Here is a 19,070-nt window from a genome sequence, read left to right on the forward strand (position 1 = left end):
CCCCGGTCACTTAGTAAACTAAGCTCCCGGGGATTCGTTCCATCGCCGCCTTGCTGCAGCATGAAATACTCGGGACAGTTAATAGTTAAGCGAGGATCCGGGTGCCGATGGACACACCGTTAAACAAATCTGGCAGCTGTTCCGCATGGCGCCAGCTGGCAATATCGACCGGACGGCCCAGCGTGCGGGCGGCATCCAGTGCTGCATTGACTTTAACAATCATTCCGTCGGTGATCACGCCGTCAGCGATCAGTTTTTCCGCTTTTGTCGCCGTCATCTCAGGGATACGCTGCTTGTCCGCGTCGAGGATGCCGCTCACGTCCGACAGCAGCACCAGATCGGCACCCAGCGTGGCCGCCAGCGCGGTGGCCGCCTGGTCGGCGTTGACGTTCATCAGCAGGCCATCCGCGGTAATGCCGATCGAGCTGACCACCGGCAGGAAGCCGGCGCTAAGCAGAGTGTTAATCAGCAGCGGCGAGCCCGCCGACGCCTGGCCCACGTGCCCCAGTTCATCATCAAACTGTGCCACCTTAACACTGTTACCGTCGCCCAGGCAGAGGCCAACAGCAGGAATGCCATGTTTTGTTGACCAGGCCAGCAGCGTTTTATTGGCGGTGCCCGCCAGCGCGCCGGTAATGATGTCAATCTGGTCGGCCGGGGTCACCCGCAGGCCGTTTTTCTTTTTCACCGGCAGCGACAGCTTGCTCATCAGCTCATCAACCAGGCAGCCACCACCGTGAACGATCAGCAACGGACGCTGATGCGTGCTACGGTAGCTGACCAGGGCATCAAACAGGCGCGTCAACGCCTCTTCGCTGTCCAGCAATACGCCACCTAACTTGATAATTAACGGACTGGTCATCAACGTAACTCGCTCTCTGTGGGTGTCTGCGTTCCGGTTGCACTGAAACGCCTGTTCAACGGCTGCGGCTGGCGATAAATTATCGGTTTCCATCTGCAGGTGGTTAATGTATTTTTATTCACTATTACTGCATGAATATTGACACTATCCTAACTCAAGGACCGGCAACAGTGAAGACAAAATTACCCCCTTTTATCGAACTATACCGCCAGCTGATTGCCACGCCCTCGATCAGCGCTACGGATATCGCCCTCGATCAGAGTAATCAGACTTTAATCAATTTGCTGGCAGGCTGGTTCCGTGACCTGGGCTTCACCACCGAGGTCCAGCCGGTGCCCGGCACGCGCAATAAATTCAACCTGCTGGCAAAGAGCGGTGACGGTGCCGGCGGCCTGCTGCTGGCCGGCCATACCGACACCGTACCGTTCGACGATGGCCGCTGGACGCGCGATCCGTTCACCCTTACCGAACATGATAATAAGCTCTACGGGCTGGGCACCGCCGATATGAAAGGCTTCTTCGCCTTCATCTTAGACAGCCTGCGTGACGTTGAGGTGTCTCAGCTTAAAAAGCCGCTCTATATCCTCGCCACCGCCGATGAAGAGACCTCAATGGCCGGCGCGATGTACTTCGCCAGCACCACCGCGATTCGTCCGGACTGCGCGATCATCGGCGAACCGACCTCGCTGAAGCCGGTGCGCGCCCACAAGGGCCACCTCTCCAAAGCGATCCGCATCCAGGGCCAGTCCGGCCACTCCAGCGATCCGGCACGCGGCGTCAACGCCATTGAACTGATGCACGAGTCAATCACCCAGCTGATGGGCCTGCGCAACACCCTGAAAGAGCGCTATCACCACGACGGTTTTGCCATCCCCTACCCGACCATGAACTTTGGTCACATCATCGGCGGCGATGCGCCAAACCGCATCTGCGCCTGTTGCGAACTGCATATGGATATTCGCCCGCTGCCGGGGCTGACGCTGAGCGATCTGGATGGCTTACTGCAGGAGGCGCTGGAGCCGGTCAGCGCCCGCTGGCCGGGCCGACTCACCGTCGGTGAGATGCACCCGCCGATCCCGGGCTACGAGTGCCCGCCTGACCATCAGCTGGTGCAGGTGGTGGAGAAACTGCTGGGCGTGCAGACCGAAGTGGTTAACTACTGCACCGAGGCCCCGTTTATTCAGCAGCTGTGCCCGACGCTGGTGCTGGGCCCGGGATCGATCAACCAGGCGCATCAGCCGGATGAATATCTCGACACCGCTTTTATTAAACCGACCCGCGCGCTGATTAGCCAGGTGGTCCATCATTTCTGCTATCACTGAGTGAAAAATGGGGTAATCAGCTGCAAAAACAGCGCATTGCCCCCGAATTGTATTATTCCGGTCGATAAGAATAACTTATCCCGCTTCGCTGTAATTAAATTTCATAAATTACCGCTATTTAGCGGCACGTTATCACCTGTTTAAGTCAATTGACGAAAGGTTCTTAACGTGGCTAGATAAAAGACTAAGTTATGCCCACAAGGGTGAAATAAAGTTACAGATAAGAAAAAGGGTGTCAGGGGTCATATGAACGAACAATATTCCGCAATGCGTAGTAACGTCAGTATGCTCGGCAAACTGCTCGGGGATACTATCAAGGATGCACTGGGAGAGAACATCCTGGAACGGGTGGAGACCATCCGTAAGCTTTCCAAGTCATCGCGTGCGGGAAATGACGCCGACCGTCAGGCGCTGCTGACCACGCTGCAAAACTTGTCCAACGATGAGCTGCTGCCGGTAGCCCGCGCCTTCAGCCAGTTCCTTAACCTGACCAACGTGGCCGAGCAGTACCACACTATTTCACCCAACGGCGAAGGGGCCAATAATCCGCAGGTGCTGGCACAGACCTTTGCGCGTCTGAAACAGCAGCCGGACCTGACGGAAGCGGACGTTCGCCAGGCGGTGGAATCCCTGTCGCTGGAACTGGTGCTGACCGCTCACCCGACGGAGATCACCCGTCGTACCCTGATTCATAAACTGGTGGAAGTGAACAGCTGCCTGAAGCAGCTCGATCACAACGACCTGTCCGACTACGATCGCGGCAAGATCATGCGCCGCCTGCGTCAGCTGGTTGCCCAGGCCTGGCACACCGATGAAATTCGTAAATACCGCCCGACCCCGGTCGATGAAGCCAAGTGGGGCTTTGCGGTGGTGGAAAACAGCCTGTGGGACGGCGTGCCGCAGTTCCTGCGCGAGCTGGACGAGCAGGTGGAAGCCTCCTTCGGCTACACCCTGCCGGTCGATTTCGTGCCGGTGAAATTTACCTCGTGGATGGGCGGCGACCGTGACGGCAACCCGAACGTGACCGCCACAGTCACCCGCCACGTGCTGCAGCTGAGCCGCTGGAAAGCCTGCGACCTGTTCCTGCGCGATATCGCCGTGCTGGTCTCCGAGCTGTCGATGTCCGAATGTACCCCGGAAGTCCGCGAGCTGTGCGGTAATCCGGAGGCGCTGGAGCCGTACCGCGAGATCATGAAAAACCTGCGCGGCCAGCTGATGAGCACCCAGGCCTACCTGGCCCGCCGCCTGAAGGGCGAGCGCCTTCCGCGCCCGGCCGACCTGCTGATCTCCAACGACCAGCTGTGGGACCCGCTCTACACCTGTTTCCAGTCGCTGCAGGCCTGTGGCATGGGTATCATCGCCAACGGCCAGCTGCTCGATACCCTGCGCCGCGTGAAGTGCTTCGGCGTGCCGCTGGTGCGCATTGACCTGCGTCAGGAGAGCACCCGTCACACCCAGGCGATCGCCGAAATTACCCGCTACCTGGGTCTCGGCGACTACGAAAGCTGGTCAGAAGCCGACAAGCAGGCGTTCCTGATCCGCGAACTGAACTCCAAGCGCCCGCTGACGCCGCTGAAGTGGGAGCCGACCGCCGATACCCAGGAAGTGCTGGATACCTGCCGCGTCGCCGCCGAAGTGCCGCAGGGCTCGATCGCCGCCTACGTGATCTCGATGGCGAAAACGCCGTCCGACGTGCTGGCGGTGCATCTGCTGCTGAAAGAAGCCGGTATTCCTTACGCAATGCCGGTGGCACCGCTGTTTGAAACCCTCGACGACCTGAACAACGCCAACGAGGTAATGGGCCAGCTGCTGAACATCGACTGGTACCGCGGCCTGATTCAGGGCAAACAGATGGTGATGATTGGCTACTCCGACTCGGCGAAAGATGCCGGCGTAATGGCCGCCAGCTGGGCGCAGTATGAAGCGCAGGAAAAACTGATTAACACCTGTGAGCAGGCCGGGATTACCCTGACCCTGTTCCACGGACGCGGCGGCAGCATCGGCCGCGGTGGCGCACCGGCGCACGCCGCGCTGCTGTCACAGCCCCCGGGCAGCCTGAAGGGTGGCCTGCGCGTCACCGAACAGGGCGAGATGATCCGCTTTAAGTTCGGCCTGCCGGAAGTGACCATCAGCAGCCTGGCGCTGTATACCGGTGCCATTCTTGAAGCCAACCTGCTGCCGCCGCCGCAGCCAAAAGACGAGTGGCGTCAGGTGATGGCGCAGCTGTCGGAGGTCTCCTGCAGGATGTACCGCGGCTACGTGCGCGAACATGACGACTTCGTGCCCTACTTCCGCTCGGCCACCCCGGAGCTGGAGCTGGCCAAGCTGCCGCTGGGTTCCCGCCCGGCCAAGCGCCGCCCGACCGGCGGCGTCGAGTCGCTGCGCGCCATTCCGTGGATCTTCGCCTGGACGCAGAACCGCCTGATGCTGCCGGCCTGGCTGGGCGCCGGTGCCGCGCTGCAGAAAGCGATGGCCGACGGCCATCAGGATCGGCTGGAAGTGATGTGCCGCGACTGGCCGTTCTTCTCCACCCGCATCGGCATGCTGGAGATGGTCTACTCCAAAGCCGACCTGTGGCTGGCGGAGTACTACGATCAGCGCCTGGTGGACAAATCCCTGTGGCCGCTGGGTAAACAGCTGCGCGACCAGCTGGACTCGGACATCAACGCGGTGCTGACCATCGCCAACGACTCACATCTGATGGCCGACCAGCCGTGGATCGCCGAGTCCATTGCGCTGCGTAACGTCTACACCGATCCGCTGAACGTGCTGCAGGCTGAACTGCTGCACCGTTCACGCCAGCTGGAAGAGGCCGGCGAACCGGACGCGCGCATCGAGCAGGCGCTGATGGTCACCATCGCCGGCGTGGCGGCGGGCATGCGTAACACCGGCTAGGCAACGGATACCATCAGCAAAAAAGGACGCTTGCGCGTCCTTTTTTTGTTTTAGTCGCTCGCTAACGGGCGGTCAGGATGCCGCTACCGCCGTGTTCGGCCGTACGCCCAGCGTATGGCAGATGGCGTAGCTCAGCTCGGCGCGGTTCAGGGTGTAAAAGTGAAAGTCCTTCACCCCTTCACGGCTGAGGATCCTGACCATATCCATCGCCACGTTGGCACCGACCATCTTGCGCGTTTCGGGATCGTTATCCAGCCCCTCAAACATCTGCGTCATCCAGCCCGGCACGCGCACGTTGGTCATGGCGGCGAAACGCTGCAGCTGCTTAAAGTTGGAGACCGGCAGGATGCCCGGCACGATCTCCGCGTCGATACCCGCCGCCACGCAGCGGTCGCGGAAGCGCAGGTAGCTCTCGACGTCGAAGAAGAACTGGGTGATGGCGCGGCTCGCCCCGGCATCGATTTTACGCCTGAGGTTGATCAGGTCAGCCTGGGCGCTTCTGGCTTCCGGGTGCACTTCCGGGTAAGCCGCCACCGAGATATCGAAATCCCCGACCTCCTTCAGCAGCGAGACCAGATCCGCCCCGTACATTTCCGGCTTGCCGGCACCCGGCGGCAGATCGCCGCGCAGCGCCACGATATGGCGGATACCGTTATTCCAGTAGTCGCTGGCAATCGCGCGCAGCTCATCGCGGCTGGCGTCGATGCAGGTCAGGTGCGGTGCCGCTTCCAGCCCGGTGCGATCCTTGATGCCTTTGATGATGCTGTGGGTACGGTCGCGCTCGCCGGAGTTGGCACCGTAGGTCACCGAAACAAATTTCGGCTTCAGGCTGCTCAGGCGATCGATCGAGCTCCACAGGGTTTCTTCCATTTCAGTGGTGCGCGGCGGAAAGAATTCAAACGAGACATTAATCTGTCCGTTAATCTCGGCCAGACTCTGATTCAGTGCTTCGCGCTGATTTGCATGGAAAAAACTCATACCTGTTATCCTCATCGATCGCTGCAGAACAAATATTGCCCGACAAACGTCTATCCATTCAGACGTCCAGACATTCAAAATGACGGAATCTGGTTATTCAGTCAACAGCTAAATGCGCAAAGGCAGTGACGAATTCTCAGGCAGGTTGAAGGATTCTCATGATGCAGGCAGGCGGACCAAAAAACCGTGAGGCAGGACAAACAACGGTAGCAGTCAGTCAAAACGCTGAGAGACTGCCTGTGGCAGGCGTTAATACCTGTGAACCTGTCCCGTCGGTTGTCGCAACAGATTCACAGGCCGGGCAGGCGGCCCGGCACGCGTCATCGAAATACAGGCCGCTACGGGCAGATTACAGCAGCTGAGCCAGGCGATTGAGATCGGACTGAATCGCCCCGGCAGTGACGTCACGGCCGGCACCCGGCCCGCGGATCACCAGCGGGTTATCGCGATACCAGCGGCTCTCGATGGCAAACACGTTGTCACACGGCAGCAGCGCGGCCAGCGCGTGGTCCGGGCGTACCGCTTCCACGCCGACGCGCGCCTTGCCGTTAGCATCGAAGCGCGCCACGTAGCGCAGCACCAGCCCCAGCTCCTGCGCCGCTTCATAGCGCTGCAGCATCTGCTCGTTGAGCACGTCGCTGTTTTCGAAGAAGTCGTCGGCGGTGCCGGCCTGGCAGCCCTCCGGCACCAGCGATTCAACGCGCACCTGGCCCGGTTCAATATCGTAGCCCGCTTCACGCGCCAGAATCACCAGCTTGCGCATCACGTCCTGACCGGAGAGGTCGACGCGCGGATCGGGCTCGGTCAGCCCCTGCTGCCAGGCCTGGTCCACCAGCTCGGTAAAGGGCACCGAACCGTCAAACTGCAGGAACAGCCACGACAGCGTGCCGGAGAAAATACCGCTGATCGACAGAATACTGTCGCCGCTTTCGCGCAGATCGCGCACCGTATGGTTGACCGGCAGCCCGGCACCGACGGTGGCGTTATACAGCCAGTGGCGTCCGGTCTTGGCAAAGGCATCGCGGATTTGACGGTAGTCAACGCCGCTGGACGCCCCGGCCACCTTATTGGCACCGATCACGTGGAAACCGTAGCTGGCAAAATCCAGGTACTGTGCCGCCAGCGTCTCACTGGCGGTCACGTCCAGCACCACCAGGTCGTCGAACGGGTGTGCACGCATCCACAGGAACAGCGACTCCTGATCCAGCGCCTCGGACTCAGTCTCAAAGAACGCCAGTGCGCGGCTGGCGTCCAGCCCCGCGTAGTTAAGCAGGCTGCGGCGGCTGTCCACCACCCCGGCCAGCACAAATTCAAAGCCGGTACGCGCCGACAGCGTCTCCTGCTCGCGGGCGAACAGCTCCAGCCAGCGTGAGCCGATGTTGCCTTTACCAAACAGCACCAGCCCGACCTGCTTCTCGGCGCGGAACAGCGTCTGGTGCAGCCCGCGGATAAGGTGTTCGGTTGGGCCAACGCGCAGCACCGCCACCAGGCTGATCCCCTCCTCAGACTGCCAGATAAACTCTACCGGCTGGTCTTTCATCTGCTGCCAGAAACGGTGGCTGTGCAGCGGATTACGGCAGACGCCGGCCCCGACCATCGCCACCAGCGCCATACCGTCACGCAGCTGCAGGCGTCCCGGTAACCCGGCATCCTGCAGCAGCGTCAGCGCGCTGTTAACCACTTCCGAGGTGTAACACAGCTGCAGCAGGTTGCGATCGGGATGGATACCGGTCGCCAGCGGGCGCACCTGGGCGCGCTTCAGCAGCTGGTCGATCTCTTTATGCAGAATGGTAAAGTCGTGCTGCGGTGGCACCTGGAACTCAATCAGGCAGACGTCATCATGGCTGGTGACGATGCGCGCACCGGTACCGGACGCCAGCACCCGCTCAATACGGGTCGAGCCCTGCTCCGGCTGATAGCTGCAGCGCAGCTGTAAATCGATATTGCTGGCCGACACCGGCTGCAGGGTGCGGGTGTGCAGCACCGGCGCGGCCAGGCGCGCCAGCTCGCTGGCCTCGTCCAGCCGCAGCAGCGGCAGCAGGCAGGCATCTTTCACCTTACGCGGGTCGGCGCTGTACACCCCGGCCACGTCACTCCAGATGGTCACCCGCGTGGCCCCGGCCAGCGCGCCGATCTGCGTCGCCGAATAGTCGCTGCCGTTGCGCCCGAGCAGCACCGTTTCACCGGCGTCGCTGCGGCTGATAAAGCCGGTCACCACCAGGCGGTGCGAGCCGCGCTGTGCCATCAGTTGCTGCAGCAGCGGCAGGGATTTCGCTTCATCCACCTGCGGCTGAGCGGCGCGCTCCGCACGCAGAAAATCTCGGGCGTCCAGCCAGGAGGACTCAATATCGCGCTGGTTGAGCACCGCCGACATCAGCCGCGCCGACCAGATCTCACCGTGGCCAACCACTTCGGCATATACCGCTTCACTGATTTCGCCGTCCAGCAGCGCGGCCAGCCGCTCCAGATCGTGGATAAAGGTGCCAGTCAGCGGCTCGGCGATCTCAGCAGGTAACAGGCTGGTAATCAGTTCACTTTGATAACGACGCAGCGCCTGCTGTACCTGATGGGCCGACAGCCGATCGCTGTGGCTCAGCTTTAACCAGCTGATTAACTGGTTGGTGGTACTGCCGGCCGCCGACACCACCATCAGATCGCCCGGCTGGCTGTATTCCGCCATAATCCCGGCCACCCGCTGATAGCATTTCGCATCCGCCAGACTGCTGCCGCCAAACTTATGTAACTGACGTGAACGTCCTGCCCCTGCTGAATAACTCATGCTTACCTCTTGGCCGCAATCCGGAAGGCATTATCCAGATCGGCAATTAAATCTTCATGATCCTCAATCCCCACGGAGATACGCAGCAGCGACTCGGAAATCCCGGCCTGCGCACGCGCCTCGGCTGACATACCCGCGTGGGTCATGGTCGCCGTGTGGGAGATCAGGCTCTCAACGCCACCCAGCGACTCCGCCAGGGTGAACAGTTCCAGCGCTTTCAGGAAGCGGCGTAGCGTCGCCTCATCACCGTCAAACTCAAAACTGAGCATCGCGCCGAAGCCTTTCTGCTGCTTCACCGCAAACTCATGTCCTGCATTGGACGGCAGAGAAGGATGATACAACTTTTTCACCAGCGGTTGCTGCTGCAGATAGTCCACAATCGCCAACGCGTTGCGCTGAGCTGCCGCGATACGCGGTGCCAGCGTGCGCAGGCCGCGCAGCAGCAGATAGCTGTCAAACGCCGCACCGGTGACGCCGATATTGTTCGCCCACCAGGCCAGCGTTGTAACATGCTCTGGATCTTTGGCAATCACCGCCCCCGCCACCACGTCCGAGTGGCCGTTCAGGTACTTGGTACAGGAGTGGATCACCAGATCCGCGCCCAGCGCCAGCGGGTTCTGCAGCGCCGGGCTGAGGAAGGTGTTATCCACCACGCTAATCGCGCCGGCCTCGGCCGCGGCTTTACAGATCGCAGCAATATCCACCACGCGCAGCAGCGGGTTGCTCGGGCTTTCCACCAGCACCAGCTTTGGCTTCTCCGCCAGCGCGGCCTGCAGGGCCGCTTCATCACCCTGATCGACGAACTTCACGCGATAAGCACCGCGCTTGCTCAGGCTGTCGAACAGACGATAGCTACCGCCGTAACAGTCGTGCGGTGCCACCAGCAGGTCACCCGGCTGCAGGAATACGGTGGTCACCAGATGGATCGCCGACATACCGGTATTGGTCATTACCGCACCGGCACCGCCTTCCAGATCGGCCAGCGCACGCTGCACCACATCACGGGTCGGGTTACCGCGGCGTGAATAGTCATGGGCGCGCGGCTCGTTAAAATCGGTGAAGTTATACGTACTGGAGAGGTGAATCGGTGGGACAACGCAGCCATATTGCTCGTCGTCATTCAAACCGCTACGTACTGCGATAGTTGCCTGTTTACGCGTCATGGTGCATATATTCCTGCAGGTCGGGAAGAAGATGGCATATAGAGTAAAGCGGGGCACAATAGACGTCAATACATCTGGACATCTAAATGTCTTTGCGTATAGATTGAGCAACGGACCAATAACCGCTAGAATTATGCCGAAATCCCCCGCAGAAAGTGGTGTCATCCCGGTGTGATGGCCACCGACTTCGGGCATAATTAGCCGGTTTTCGGCATTTTCACTTTCATACGATGATTAAGGTAGCCCATGGCTGAATGGAACGGCGAATATATCAGCCCTTACGCTGAGCACGGTAAGAAGAGCGAGCAGGTCAAAAAAATCACGGTATCCATCCCGTTAAAAGTCCTGAAAATTTTGACGGACGAGCGCACGCGCCGCCAGGTCAACAACCTGCGCCATGCCACCAACAGCGAACTGCTGTGTGAAGCGTTCCTGCACGCCTTCACCGGACAGCCGCTGCCGGACGACATCGACCTGCGTAAAGAGCGCAGCGACGAGATTCCCGAAACGGCCAAGGCGATCATGCGTGAGATGGGCGTCGATCCGGACACCTGGGAGTACTGAGTTCCGCCACTCAGTCGCTGCCGGCCACGTGCCCCGCTGAAAAGGGGGACGTGGCCCGCGCCAGCACCGATCTCCCGCTCCGCTGGCTGGCACCCTGTTCCTGCCCTTCCCCCCTCTGCTGTCATCCTCCCTTTGCCTTACCTCTGACGATCTACGCTTTTACCGAACGCTATCTGCCTGACGCACGCGCACCGTGCTATCCCTGATGACGTTTTGTCGCACAGGCCCGGCCTTATCCCCTGCTGCCCCCCATTCGGGGACTGTTTTCTCCCGCCATCACTGAGCAGGCTATGAGATCCGTCTCAGATAAGAAAAGGAATCTACCATGTGTACCCGTGTCTTTATGAATATGCACCCTGACTATCTGGTCAGCGCGCGTGGGCTGGACTTCTTTGGCCCGGCCGATCCCGCGCTGGTGATCACCCCGCGCGGCATTGAGCACAGCGGCAGCGACGAACCGGATGCGCTGTGCTGGCAGACGCGCTACGGCAGCGTGATGATTTACGCCAGCGGCCTGTTTCCGATGGATGGCATCAACGAAATGGGGCTGGCAGGCCACACGCTCTATTACAATAACGGCAAACAGCAACAGCGCGACAATCAGGACAAACCGCAGCTGGACAGCCGTGCCTGGCTCAGCTGGCTGCTGGATAACCACGCCACGGTGGCGGAAGCGGTGGCAGGATTAGAAAACGTGCGGCTGGTTGCCAGAAAACTGCCGATTGATTACGCCACCGATACCAAACATATTGCGCTGGAGGATACCAGCGGCGACTCGGCGATTATTGAGATCGATGACGGCAAGGTGAACATCTACCATCATCGTGAATACCGGGTAATGACCAATCCGCCATCTTATGCGCAACAGCTGGCTAACCTGGAAAAGTACCGCTTTACGGATGCCGACCACTATCCGGCCACACAAAGCCCGCAGGACCGCTTTGTCCGCGCCACCCTGCATCTGCGCAACCTGCCGGAACCACACAGCGCCGACCAGGCTCGGGGGTTTGTGCAGTCGGTACTGTCCAACCAGGCCTTCCCGGTGGGCTACCCGGATATGGACGATCCGATGGTGCGCGAAGTCAGCGCCGCCTATCAGCGGTACTCACGCTATCCCGGTGAGAACAGAGGCACCGCCACCTACTGGAGCACCCTTACCGACCTCAGCCGGGGGGAATACTGGTTTAAGTCGGTGTTCGCGGCATCCTCCGTGTATGTGAAGCTGCAGGAGATAGACTTCAGCGCCGGCCAGCCGGTGCGCCAGCTCGACCATCTGCAGCACTACGCCGAACGCGGGTTACAGGGGAACATTCTGGCGCAGCTGACGCCCTGCTGAGCGCCCATAAAAAAACCCGGCCGAAGCCGGGTTTTTTCTGCATCAGAAACGGCAGGCCGCTTCCGAAAGGCGTCTTACTTGGCGCCTGGGATGCTGAAACGCTTGTTGAAGCGGTCAACACGGCCACCGGTAGCAACGTCACGCTGCTTACCAGTGTAGAACGGGTGGCATGCGCCACACACGTCCAGGTTCAGGTCGCGACCCACGGTAGAGCGGGTTTTGATTTCGTTACCGCAAGAACATTTAGCAGTAACTTCAACGTAATTTGGGTGAATACCTTTTTTCATGGGAAACCTCAGTTAAGGCCGTGTCGCTCTCCCGCGCCAGGAAAATCCTGCGCCGGCACCACACGAGAATTAATAATGATTAGGTGAAGCTGATACCAAAAAAGCCGTACCAGCGGCGGCGAACTATACAGAAATTAACCGCCCGCCGCAATCGGATCCGCACATCACCGACGACACAGTGTACACTATCCGGCTTAAGTTTTCATCCGGATGAACCCATGCCCGTTGTTCAGGTCGCGCTAGCCGTTCCCCTTGCCCGCTGTTTTGACTACCTGCTGCCCCCCCACCTCAACCCGGTGGTCGGCGGCCGCGTCAGCGTGCCTTTTGGCAAGCGTGACGCGACGGGCGTGGTGGTGGCGATCCGTGAAACCAGCGACTACCCGCTCGATCAGCTGAAAAGCGTGCAACAGGTGCTGGACGATGAGTCGCTCTACCCGCCGTCGTTGTGGCGGCTGCTACTGTGGGCGGCGGAGTACTATCACTACCCGCTGGGCGAAGTGCTGTTCCACGCCATGCCGGTGCTGCTGCGCCAGGGCAAAGCCGCGGAAGAAGCGCCGCTGTGGCAGTGGCAGATCACCGATGACGGCCGCGCCACCGCGCCGGAAAGCCTGAAGCGCGCGCCGAAACAGCAGCAGGCGCTGGCCGCGCTACGCCATCGCGGCCTCTACCGCCATGAAATCGGCCAGCACGATATCACCGACGCCACGCTGCAGGCGCTGCGTGCCAAAGGGCTGTGTGACCTGCACTCCCGCGCGCGCCAGCGCGACGACTGGCGTGAGCACTTTGCGGTCAACGGCGAGCGCCTGCGGCTGAACACCGAGCAGGCGACCGCGGTGGGCGCGATCCGCAGCGCGGACGATCAGTTTGCCGCCTGGCTGCTGGCGGGGATTACCGGTTCAGGTAAAACTGAGGTCTACCTCAGCGTGCTGGAGAATATCCTCGCCGCCGGCCACCAGGCGCTGGTGCTGGTGCCGGAAATCGGCCTGACGCCGCAGACCATCGCCCGCTTCCGCGAACGTTTTAACGCGCCGGTCGACGTGCTGCACTCCGCCCTCAACGACAGCGAGCGGCTGGCGGTGTGGCTGCGCGCGCGCAGCGGCGAAACGGCGATCGTGATTGGCACCCGCTCGGCGCTGTTTACCCCCTTCGCGCGGCTGGGTGCCATCATCATTGATGAAGAGCACGACGGCTCCTACAAACAGCACGAAGGCTGGCGCTATCACGCCCGTGACCTGGCGGTGTTCCGCGCCCGTCAGGAAAATATCCCGGTGGTGATGGGCTCCGCAACGCCGGCGCTGGAAACGCTGCACAACGTGCAGGCCGGCAAATACCGCCAGCTTAACCTCAGCAAACGCGCCGGCAATGCCACCAAAGCCACCCAGCTGCTGATCGACCTGAAAGGCGTGAAGCTGCAGGGCGGCCTGTCACCGCTAATGATCAAAAAAATCGGCCAGCACCTGCAGGCGGATAATCAGGTGCTGCTGTTCCTTAACCGCCGCGGCTTCTCGCCGACGCTGCTGTGCCACGAGTGCGGCTGGATTGCCGAATGCCAGCGCTGCGACCGCTACTACACGCTGCACCAGCAGCAGCGCCAGCTGCGCTGCCACCACTGTGACAGCCAGCGGCCGATCCCATATCAGTGCCCGTCGTGCGGCTCCACCCATCTGGTGCCGGTCGGCTTAGGCACCGAGCAGCTGGAACATAACCTCAGCGCGCTGTTCCCCGACGTGCCGCTGTCGCGCATTGACCGTGATACCACCAGCCGTAAAGGCGCGCTGGAGCAGCAGCTGGCCGAGGTGCATCGCGGCGGCGCGCGCATTCTGGTCGGTACCCAGATGCTGGCCAAAGGCCACCACTTCCCTGACGTGACGCTGGTATCGCTGCTGGACGTCGACGGTGCATTGTTCTCGGCTGACTTCCGCTCCGCCGAAAGGTTCGCCCAGCTCTATATTCAGGTGGCCGGCCGCGCCGGCCGCGCCGGCAAGCAGGGCGAGGTGTTGCTGCAGACCCACCATCCGGAGCATCCGCTGCTGCAAACGCTGCTGAAACAGGGCTACGACGCGTTTGCCCACCAGGCGCTGAGCGAACGGAAAAGCGTCTTTCTGCCGCCGTTTACCAGCCACGCACTGTTCCGCGCCGACGATCACGACAACCAGCAGGCGATGCTGTTTTTACAGCAGCTGCGTAACCTGCTGGAGGCCAGCCCGCTGAAAGATGAGGCGTTCTGGATTATGGGCCCGGTCCCGGCGCTGCAGGCCAAACGCGGTGGCCGTTACCGCTGGCAGCTGCTGCTGCAGCACCCGTCGCGGGCGGTGCTACAGCGCGCGCTTAAGGCCACGCTGCCGCTGATCGGCACGCTGCCACAGGCGCGTAAGGTGAAGTGGACGCTGGATATCGATCCGAGCGAAAGTTAAGGCACGTAAGCGTTTGCCTGTGAATTTTGCGGGGCCGATCGAAAAAAGTCGCACAAGTCACATTTTTTATGCAAATTAAGTAACAGCAGAGCGCGACATCTGTTAAGAATGCGGCTGGCAGCGCAGGAAGCGGCACAGGCCAACGCGAAGAAACTATTGTCATAAGATTGTCAGACCCGCGACAGCGGGTTACTGGGAGAAGCAGTGGAGCAGAATCAAGAGACGACGGCAGCGACCATGAAGGACGTGGCCGAAAAAGCAGGGGTATCAACGGCCACGGTCTCACGCGCGCTGATGAATCCGGAAAAAGTCTCCGCTGCGACCCGCGCAAAAGTCGAGCAGGCGGTGATTGCCGTCGGCTACTCACCGCATTCGATGACGCGCAGCACCCGGCGCGGTGAATCCCGCACCGTACTGGTGATTGTGCCGGATATCTGCGACCCGTTCTTCAGCGAGATTATTCGCGGCATCGAAGTGGTGGCGGCGCGCAAAGGCTACCTGGTGCTGATCGGCGACTGCGCTCACCAGAACCAGCAGGAGAAGTCGTTCCTCAACCTGATGCTGACCCGCCAGATCGACGGCATGGTGCTGCTGGGTTCTCAGGTACCTTTCGATACCCGCCAGGAGGAGCAGCGTAATCTGCCGCCAATGGTGATGGCTAACGAATTTGCTCCCGAGCTGGAGCTGCCCACCGTACATATTGATAACCTGACCGCGGCGTTTGAAGCGGTTAACCACCTGCAAAAGCTGGGGCACCGCCGTATCGCCTGCATCGCCGGCCCGGAAGAGATGCCGCTGTGCCAGTACCGCCTGCAGGGCTATATTCAGGCGCTGCGCCGTCACGGCATCAGCGTCGATCCGCAGTACATCGTGCGCGGTGAGTTTAGCTTTGATGCCGGCGCGCGGGCGATGCGGCAGCTGATGGCGCTACCAAAGCCGCCTCAGGCGCTGTTTTGCCACAGCGACATCATCGCGCTGGGGGCGATGGCGCAGGCGAAAAATATGGGGCTGCGCATTCCACGCGATCTGTCGCTGATCGGCTTTGATGATATTGAGCTTTCCCGCTACAGCGATCCGCAGTTAACCACCGTCGCCCAGCCGCGTTTCAACATAGGTCGCGAAGCAATGCTACTCTTGCTGGAGCAGCTGGAGGGCAGAATGGTGAATACGGGTTCCCGCCTGCTGGATTTTGAACTTAAAATCCGTGGCAGCACGGCGCCATCGCTGTACGACGAAGACTAACCACAGACGTTTCCGCCCGTCCGATAAGATTATCTGCAAAAAAATCAGCGGATTCTTAGTGATATGCTGGCTGGTCAAACCTCAGCCCCTTGCGTAACATGGCGGGGCTGTACCGGGAGCACACTTTTCTTCCCGGTAATTTCTTTCATTATTTATAAACGGAACGAGAGTGGCACAAAAAGATTATGTCAGCCGCGGGCGTTCGACAGGGACGCGTCGCAAAACCACCCGCGGCAAAAAAGCCAGCGGGGGTTCAGGGGTTTCAAAAGTCATGACGGTTCTGGCGGTCGCCGTGCTGGTCGCCTTTGTCGGCGGCCTGTGGTTTATCGCCCACCATAAGAAAGAAGAGACGCCGGTCATTCCTGACCACAAAGCCGTCGGCAACGGGCTACCGCCGAAGCCGGAGGAGCGCTGGCGCTACATTAAAGAGCTGGAAAACCGCCAGTTAGGCGTGCCGATGCCGACCGAACCGTCCGCCGGGGGCGAAGTGCACTCGCAGACCCAGCTGACCGACGAACAGCGCCAGCTGCTGGAGCAGATGCAGGCGGATATGCGCCAGCAGCCGACCCAGCTGAACGAAGTGCCGTGGAATGAACAGACCCCGGCGCAGCGACAGCAGACCATGCAGCGCCAGCAACAGCAGCAGAACGATCTGCAGCAGCAGGCACGGATGCAGCAGCAGCAACTGCGTCAGCAACAGCAACAGCAGCAGCGCCTGCAGCAGCAGAACAGCCAGCAGCAGCAGACGCGCATGCTGCAACAGCAGGCGACGCAGCAGAACACCCAGCAGCAAAGCCATATGTTGCCGCAGACGACGCGCACCCAGCAGCAGCCGGCTCAAACGCCGCGCGTGCAGCAGCCGCAAACACAGCCGACGCGCCAGGCCCCGGTCACCCAGGCCACCCGTGAAACGGAGGTTGCCGCGCAGCCGAAGGCCGAGACGAAGCCGAAAGAAGCCGAAAAAGAGAAGGCGCAGCGCTGGATGGTGCAGTGCGGTTCGTTCAAAGGGACCGATCAGGCCGAGTCAGTTCGCGCTCAGCTGGCGTTTGAAGGGTTCGAAAGCCGCATCACCAGCGGCGGCGGCTGGAACCGCGTGGTGATTGGTCCTTACGCCAGTCGCGCCGCGGCCGACAGCGCGCTGAAAGGCCTGCGCGGCTCCGGCCACGCAAATTGTATTCCTCTCGCCATCGGGGGTTGAAACCCCCGCCAACCCGCCCCATATCTGGTTGCATCTGTGCCCGGCGCGAGCTCGCCGGGCCCTATTCAATCGGTTATAAGGGGTCTGCCCGTGACAACAATAGTAAGTGTACGACGCAACGGCCAGGTAGTGATTGGCGGCGATGGCCAGGCTACCCTCGGCAATACCGTGATGAAAGGCAACGTCAAAAAAGTGCGCCGCCTCTACAATGATAAAGTGATCGCCGGCTTCGCCGGAGGCACGGCAGATGCCTTCACCCTGTTTGAACTTTTCGAACGCAAACTGGAAATGCACCAGGGTCATCTGGTCAAAGCGGCCGTTGAGCTGGCGAAAGACTGGCGCACAGATCGTATGCTGCGCAAGCTGGAAGCCCTGCTGGCGGTAGCAGATGAGAACGCCTCGCTGATCATCACCGGCAACGGTGACGTAATCCAGCCCGAGAATGACCTGATTGCTATTGGTTCCGGCGGGCCTTACGCCCAGGCGGCCGCCAGGGCGCTGCTGGAAAATACCGAGATCGGCGCGCGTGATATTGTGGAAAAGGCGCTGGGTATTGCAGGCGATATCTGCATCTATACCAACCACAACCTCACCATCGAAGCATTACCGTCTAAAGCGTAAGGACCCTATTTATGTCTGAAATGACCCCGCGCGAGATCGTCAGCGAACTCAACAGATTTATCATCGGTCAGGATGGCGCCAAGCGTGCCGTGGCTATCGCCCTGCGTAACCGCTGGCGTCGCATGCAGCTTAATGAAGAGCTGCGCCATGAAGTAACGCCGAAAAACATCCTGATGATTGGCCCGACCGGCGTCGGCAAAACCGAAATTGCCCGTCGCCTGGCCAAGCTGGCAAACGCGCCGTTTATCAAAGTCGAAGCAACCAAGTTCACCGAAGTGGGCTATGTTGGTAAAGAAGTGGACTCTATCATTCGCGATCTGACCGACTCAGCGATCAAAATGGTCCGTTCACAGGCGATTGAGAAAAACCGCTACCGCGCCGAAGAGCTGGCGGAAGAGCGCATTCTTGACGTGCTGATCCCACCGGCTAAGAACAACTGGGGCCAGAACGAAGTGGCCGCCGAGCCGTCTGCCGCCCGTCAGTCGTTCCGTAAAAAGCTGCGCGAAGGCCAGCTGGACGATAAAGAGATCGAGATCGACCTGGCCGCCGCCTCGCCGGGCGTTGAGATCATGTCCCCGCCGGGCATGGAAGAGATGACCAGCCAGCTGCAGTCGATGTTCCAGAACCTTGGTGGCCAGAAGCAGAAAGCCCGCAAGCTGAAGATCAAAGAAGCGATGAAGCTGCTGATCGAAGAAGAAGCGGCGAAGCTGGTGAACCCGGAAGAGCTGAAGCAGAGCGCCATTGATGCGGTCGAGCAGCACGGCATCGTGTTTATCGATGAGATCGATAAAGTCTGTAAGCGCGGCGAATCCTCCGGCCCGGACGTTTCCCGTGAAGGCGTTCAGCGCGACCTGCTGCCGCTGGTGGAAGGCTGCACCGTGTCGACCAAACACGGCATGGTCAAAACCGACCATATCCTGTTTATCGCCTCCGGCGCGTTCCAGGTGGCCAGCCCGTCTGACCTGATTCCGGAACTGCAGGGCCGCCTGCCGATCCGCGTTGAGCTGCAGGCGCTGACCACTCACGACTTCGAGCGCATCCTCACCGAGCCAAGCGCCTCGATCACCGTGCAGTACAAAGCCCTGATGCAGACCGAAGGCGTGGAGATCAACTTTACCGCAGACGGCATCAGCAAGATTGCCGCCGCCGCGTGGCAGGTGAATGAAACCGCCGAGAATATCGGTGCGCGCCGCCTGCACACCGTGCTGGAACGCCTGGTCGAGGAGATCTCCTTCGAGGCCAGCGACAAGAGCGGTAGCACCATCACCATCGACGCCGATTACGTCAGTCAGCACCTTGACGAGCTGGTGGCCGACGAAGACCTCAGCCGCTTTATCCTGTAACCGCCCGCCGTTTGTTCCCGGGGAGGCAGCCGCCTCCCCGGTGAAAAGTGATGCTTTTGCCAACAG

At 60.5% G+C, this 19,070-nt stretch carries 14 protein-coding genes; 9 read left to right on the forward strand and 5 right to left on the reverse strand.

What is annotated here, in order from left to right:
* Window positions 1-85 precede the first annotated feature (85 nt).
* Entirely contained in the window at window positions 86-862 is a 777-nt protein-coding gene (gene argB, locus GKQ23_RS22820) for an acetylglutamate kinase (protein WP_056233717.1), read from the reverse strand.
* 170 nt (window positions 863-1,032) lie between these two features.
* On the opposite strand from argB, the gene argE reads away from it, so the two are divergent.
* Both argE and ppc read left to right on the forward strand, forming a co-directional pair.
* Window positions 1,033-2,184: an acetylornithine deacetylase gene (gene argE / locus GKQ23_RS22825; protein ID WP_056233716.1), complete on the forward strand. Its 1,152-nt coding sequence runs from the start codon at window positions 1,033-1,035 to the stop codon at window positions 2,182-2,184.
* Window positions 2,185-2,430: 246 nt separating this feature from the next.
* Window positions 2,431-5,079: a phosphoenolpyruvate carboxylase gene (gene ppc / locus GKQ23_RS22830; RefSeq protein WP_056233714.1), complete on the forward strand. Its 2,649-nt coding sequence runs from the start codon at window positions 2,431-2,433 to the stop codon at window positions 5,077-5,079.
* Window positions 5,080-5,151: 72 nt separating this feature from the next.
* On the opposite strand, the gene metF is transcribed toward ppc, so the two are convergent.
* The 3 genes from metF to metB form a co-directional block, all read right to left on the reverse strand.
* Window positions 5,152-6,057 (reverse strand): methylenetetrahydrofolate reductase, encoded by a 906-nt coding sequence (gene metF / locus GKQ23_RS22835; RefSeq protein WP_212409498.1) that lies wholly within the window; start codon window positions 6,055-6,057, stop codon window positions 5,152-5,154.
* A gap of 349 nt (window positions 6,058-6,406) precedes the next feature.
* Window positions 6,407-8,836: a bifunctional aspartate kinase/homoserine dehydrogenase II gene (locus tag GKQ23_RS22840; protein WP_212409499.1), complete on the reverse strand. Its 2,430-nt coding sequence runs from the start codon at window positions 8,834-8,836 to the stop codon at window positions 6,407-6,409.
* A 2-nt stretch (window positions 8,837-8,838) separates the two neighbouring features.
* Window positions 8,839-9,999: a cystathionine gamma-synthase gene (gene metB / locus GKQ23_RS22845; protein ID WP_056233707.1), complete on the reverse strand. Its 1,161-nt coding sequence runs from the start codon at window positions 9,997-9,999 to the stop codon at window positions 8,839-8,841.
* Between the two features lie 246 nt (window positions 10,000-10,245).
* Here metB and metJ point away from each other — a divergent pair, with 246 nt between their 5' ends.
* Window positions 10,246-10,563: a met regulon transcriptional regulator MetJ gene (gene metJ / locus GKQ23_RS22850; protein WP_056233705.1), complete on the forward strand. Its 318-nt coding sequence runs from the start codon at window positions 10,246-10,248 to the stop codon at window positions 10,561-10,563.
* A gap of 325 nt (window positions 10,564-10,888) precedes the next feature.
* On the forward strand, window positions 10,889-11,899 hold the full coding sequence (locus tag GKQ23_RS22855; protein WP_212409500.1) for a linear amide C-N hydrolase: 1,011 nt from the start codon (window positions 10,889-10,891) through the stop codon (window positions 11,897-11,899).
* A 74-nt stretch (window positions 11,900-11,973) separates the two neighbouring features.
* Here the strand turns inward: GKQ23_RS22855 and rpmE are convergent, their stop codons facing one another.
* Entirely contained in the window at window positions 11,974-12,186 is a 213-nt protein-coding gene (gene rpmE / locus GKQ23_RS22860; protein WP_056233700.1) for a 50S ribosomal protein L31, read from the reverse strand.
* 218 nt (window positions 12,187-12,404) lie between these two features.
* Here rpmE and priA point away from each other — a divergent pair, with 218 nt between their 5' ends.
* From priA to hslU, 5 genes are all read left to right on the forward strand, one after another.
* On the forward strand, window positions 12,405-14,600 hold the full coding sequence (gene priA, locus GKQ23_RS22865) for a primosomal protein N' (RefSeq protein ID WP_212409501.1): 2,196 nt from the start codon (window positions 12,405-12,407) through the stop codon (window positions 14,598-14,600).
* Window positions 14,601-14,804: 204 nt separating this feature from the next.
* On the forward strand, window positions 14,805-15,842 hold the full coding sequence (gene cytR, locus GKQ23_RS22870) for a DNA-binding transcriptional regulator CytR (RefSeq protein ID WP_056233696.1): 1,038 nt from the start codon (window positions 14,805-14,807) through the stop codon (window positions 15,840-15,842).
* A 169-nt stretch (window positions 15,843-16,011) separates the two neighbouring features.
* Window positions 16,012-17,040, forward strand: coding sequence for a cell division protein FtsN (gene ftsN / locus GKQ23_RS22875; RefSeq protein WP_212409502.1), 1,029 nt, complete (start codon window positions 16,012-16,014; stop codon window positions 17,038-17,040).
* A 90-nt stretch (window positions 17,041-17,130) separates the two neighbouring features.
* Window positions 17,131-17,661 (forward strand): ATP-dependent protease subunit HslV, encoded by a 531-nt coding sequence (hslV, locus tag GKQ23_RS22880; RefSeq protein WP_013200194.1) that lies wholly within the window; start codon window positions 17,131-17,133, stop codon window positions 17,659-17,661.
* 11 nt (window positions 17,662-17,672) lie between these two features.
* The gene (gene hslU, locus GKQ23_RS22885; RefSeq protein ID WP_056233689.1) at window positions 17,673-19,004 is read left to right on the forward strand and encodes an HslU--HslV peptidase ATPase subunit; all 1,332 of its coding nucleotides are present in this window, start codon (window positions 17,673-17,675) and stop codon (window positions 19,002-19,004) included.
* Window positions 19,005-19,070 lie beyond the last annotated feature (66 nt).

The sequence above is a fragment of the Erwinia sp. E602 genome, from assembly GCF_018141005.1.
GTDB lineage: Bacteria > Pseudomonadota > Gammaproteobacteria > Enterobacterales > Enterobacteriaceae > Erwinia.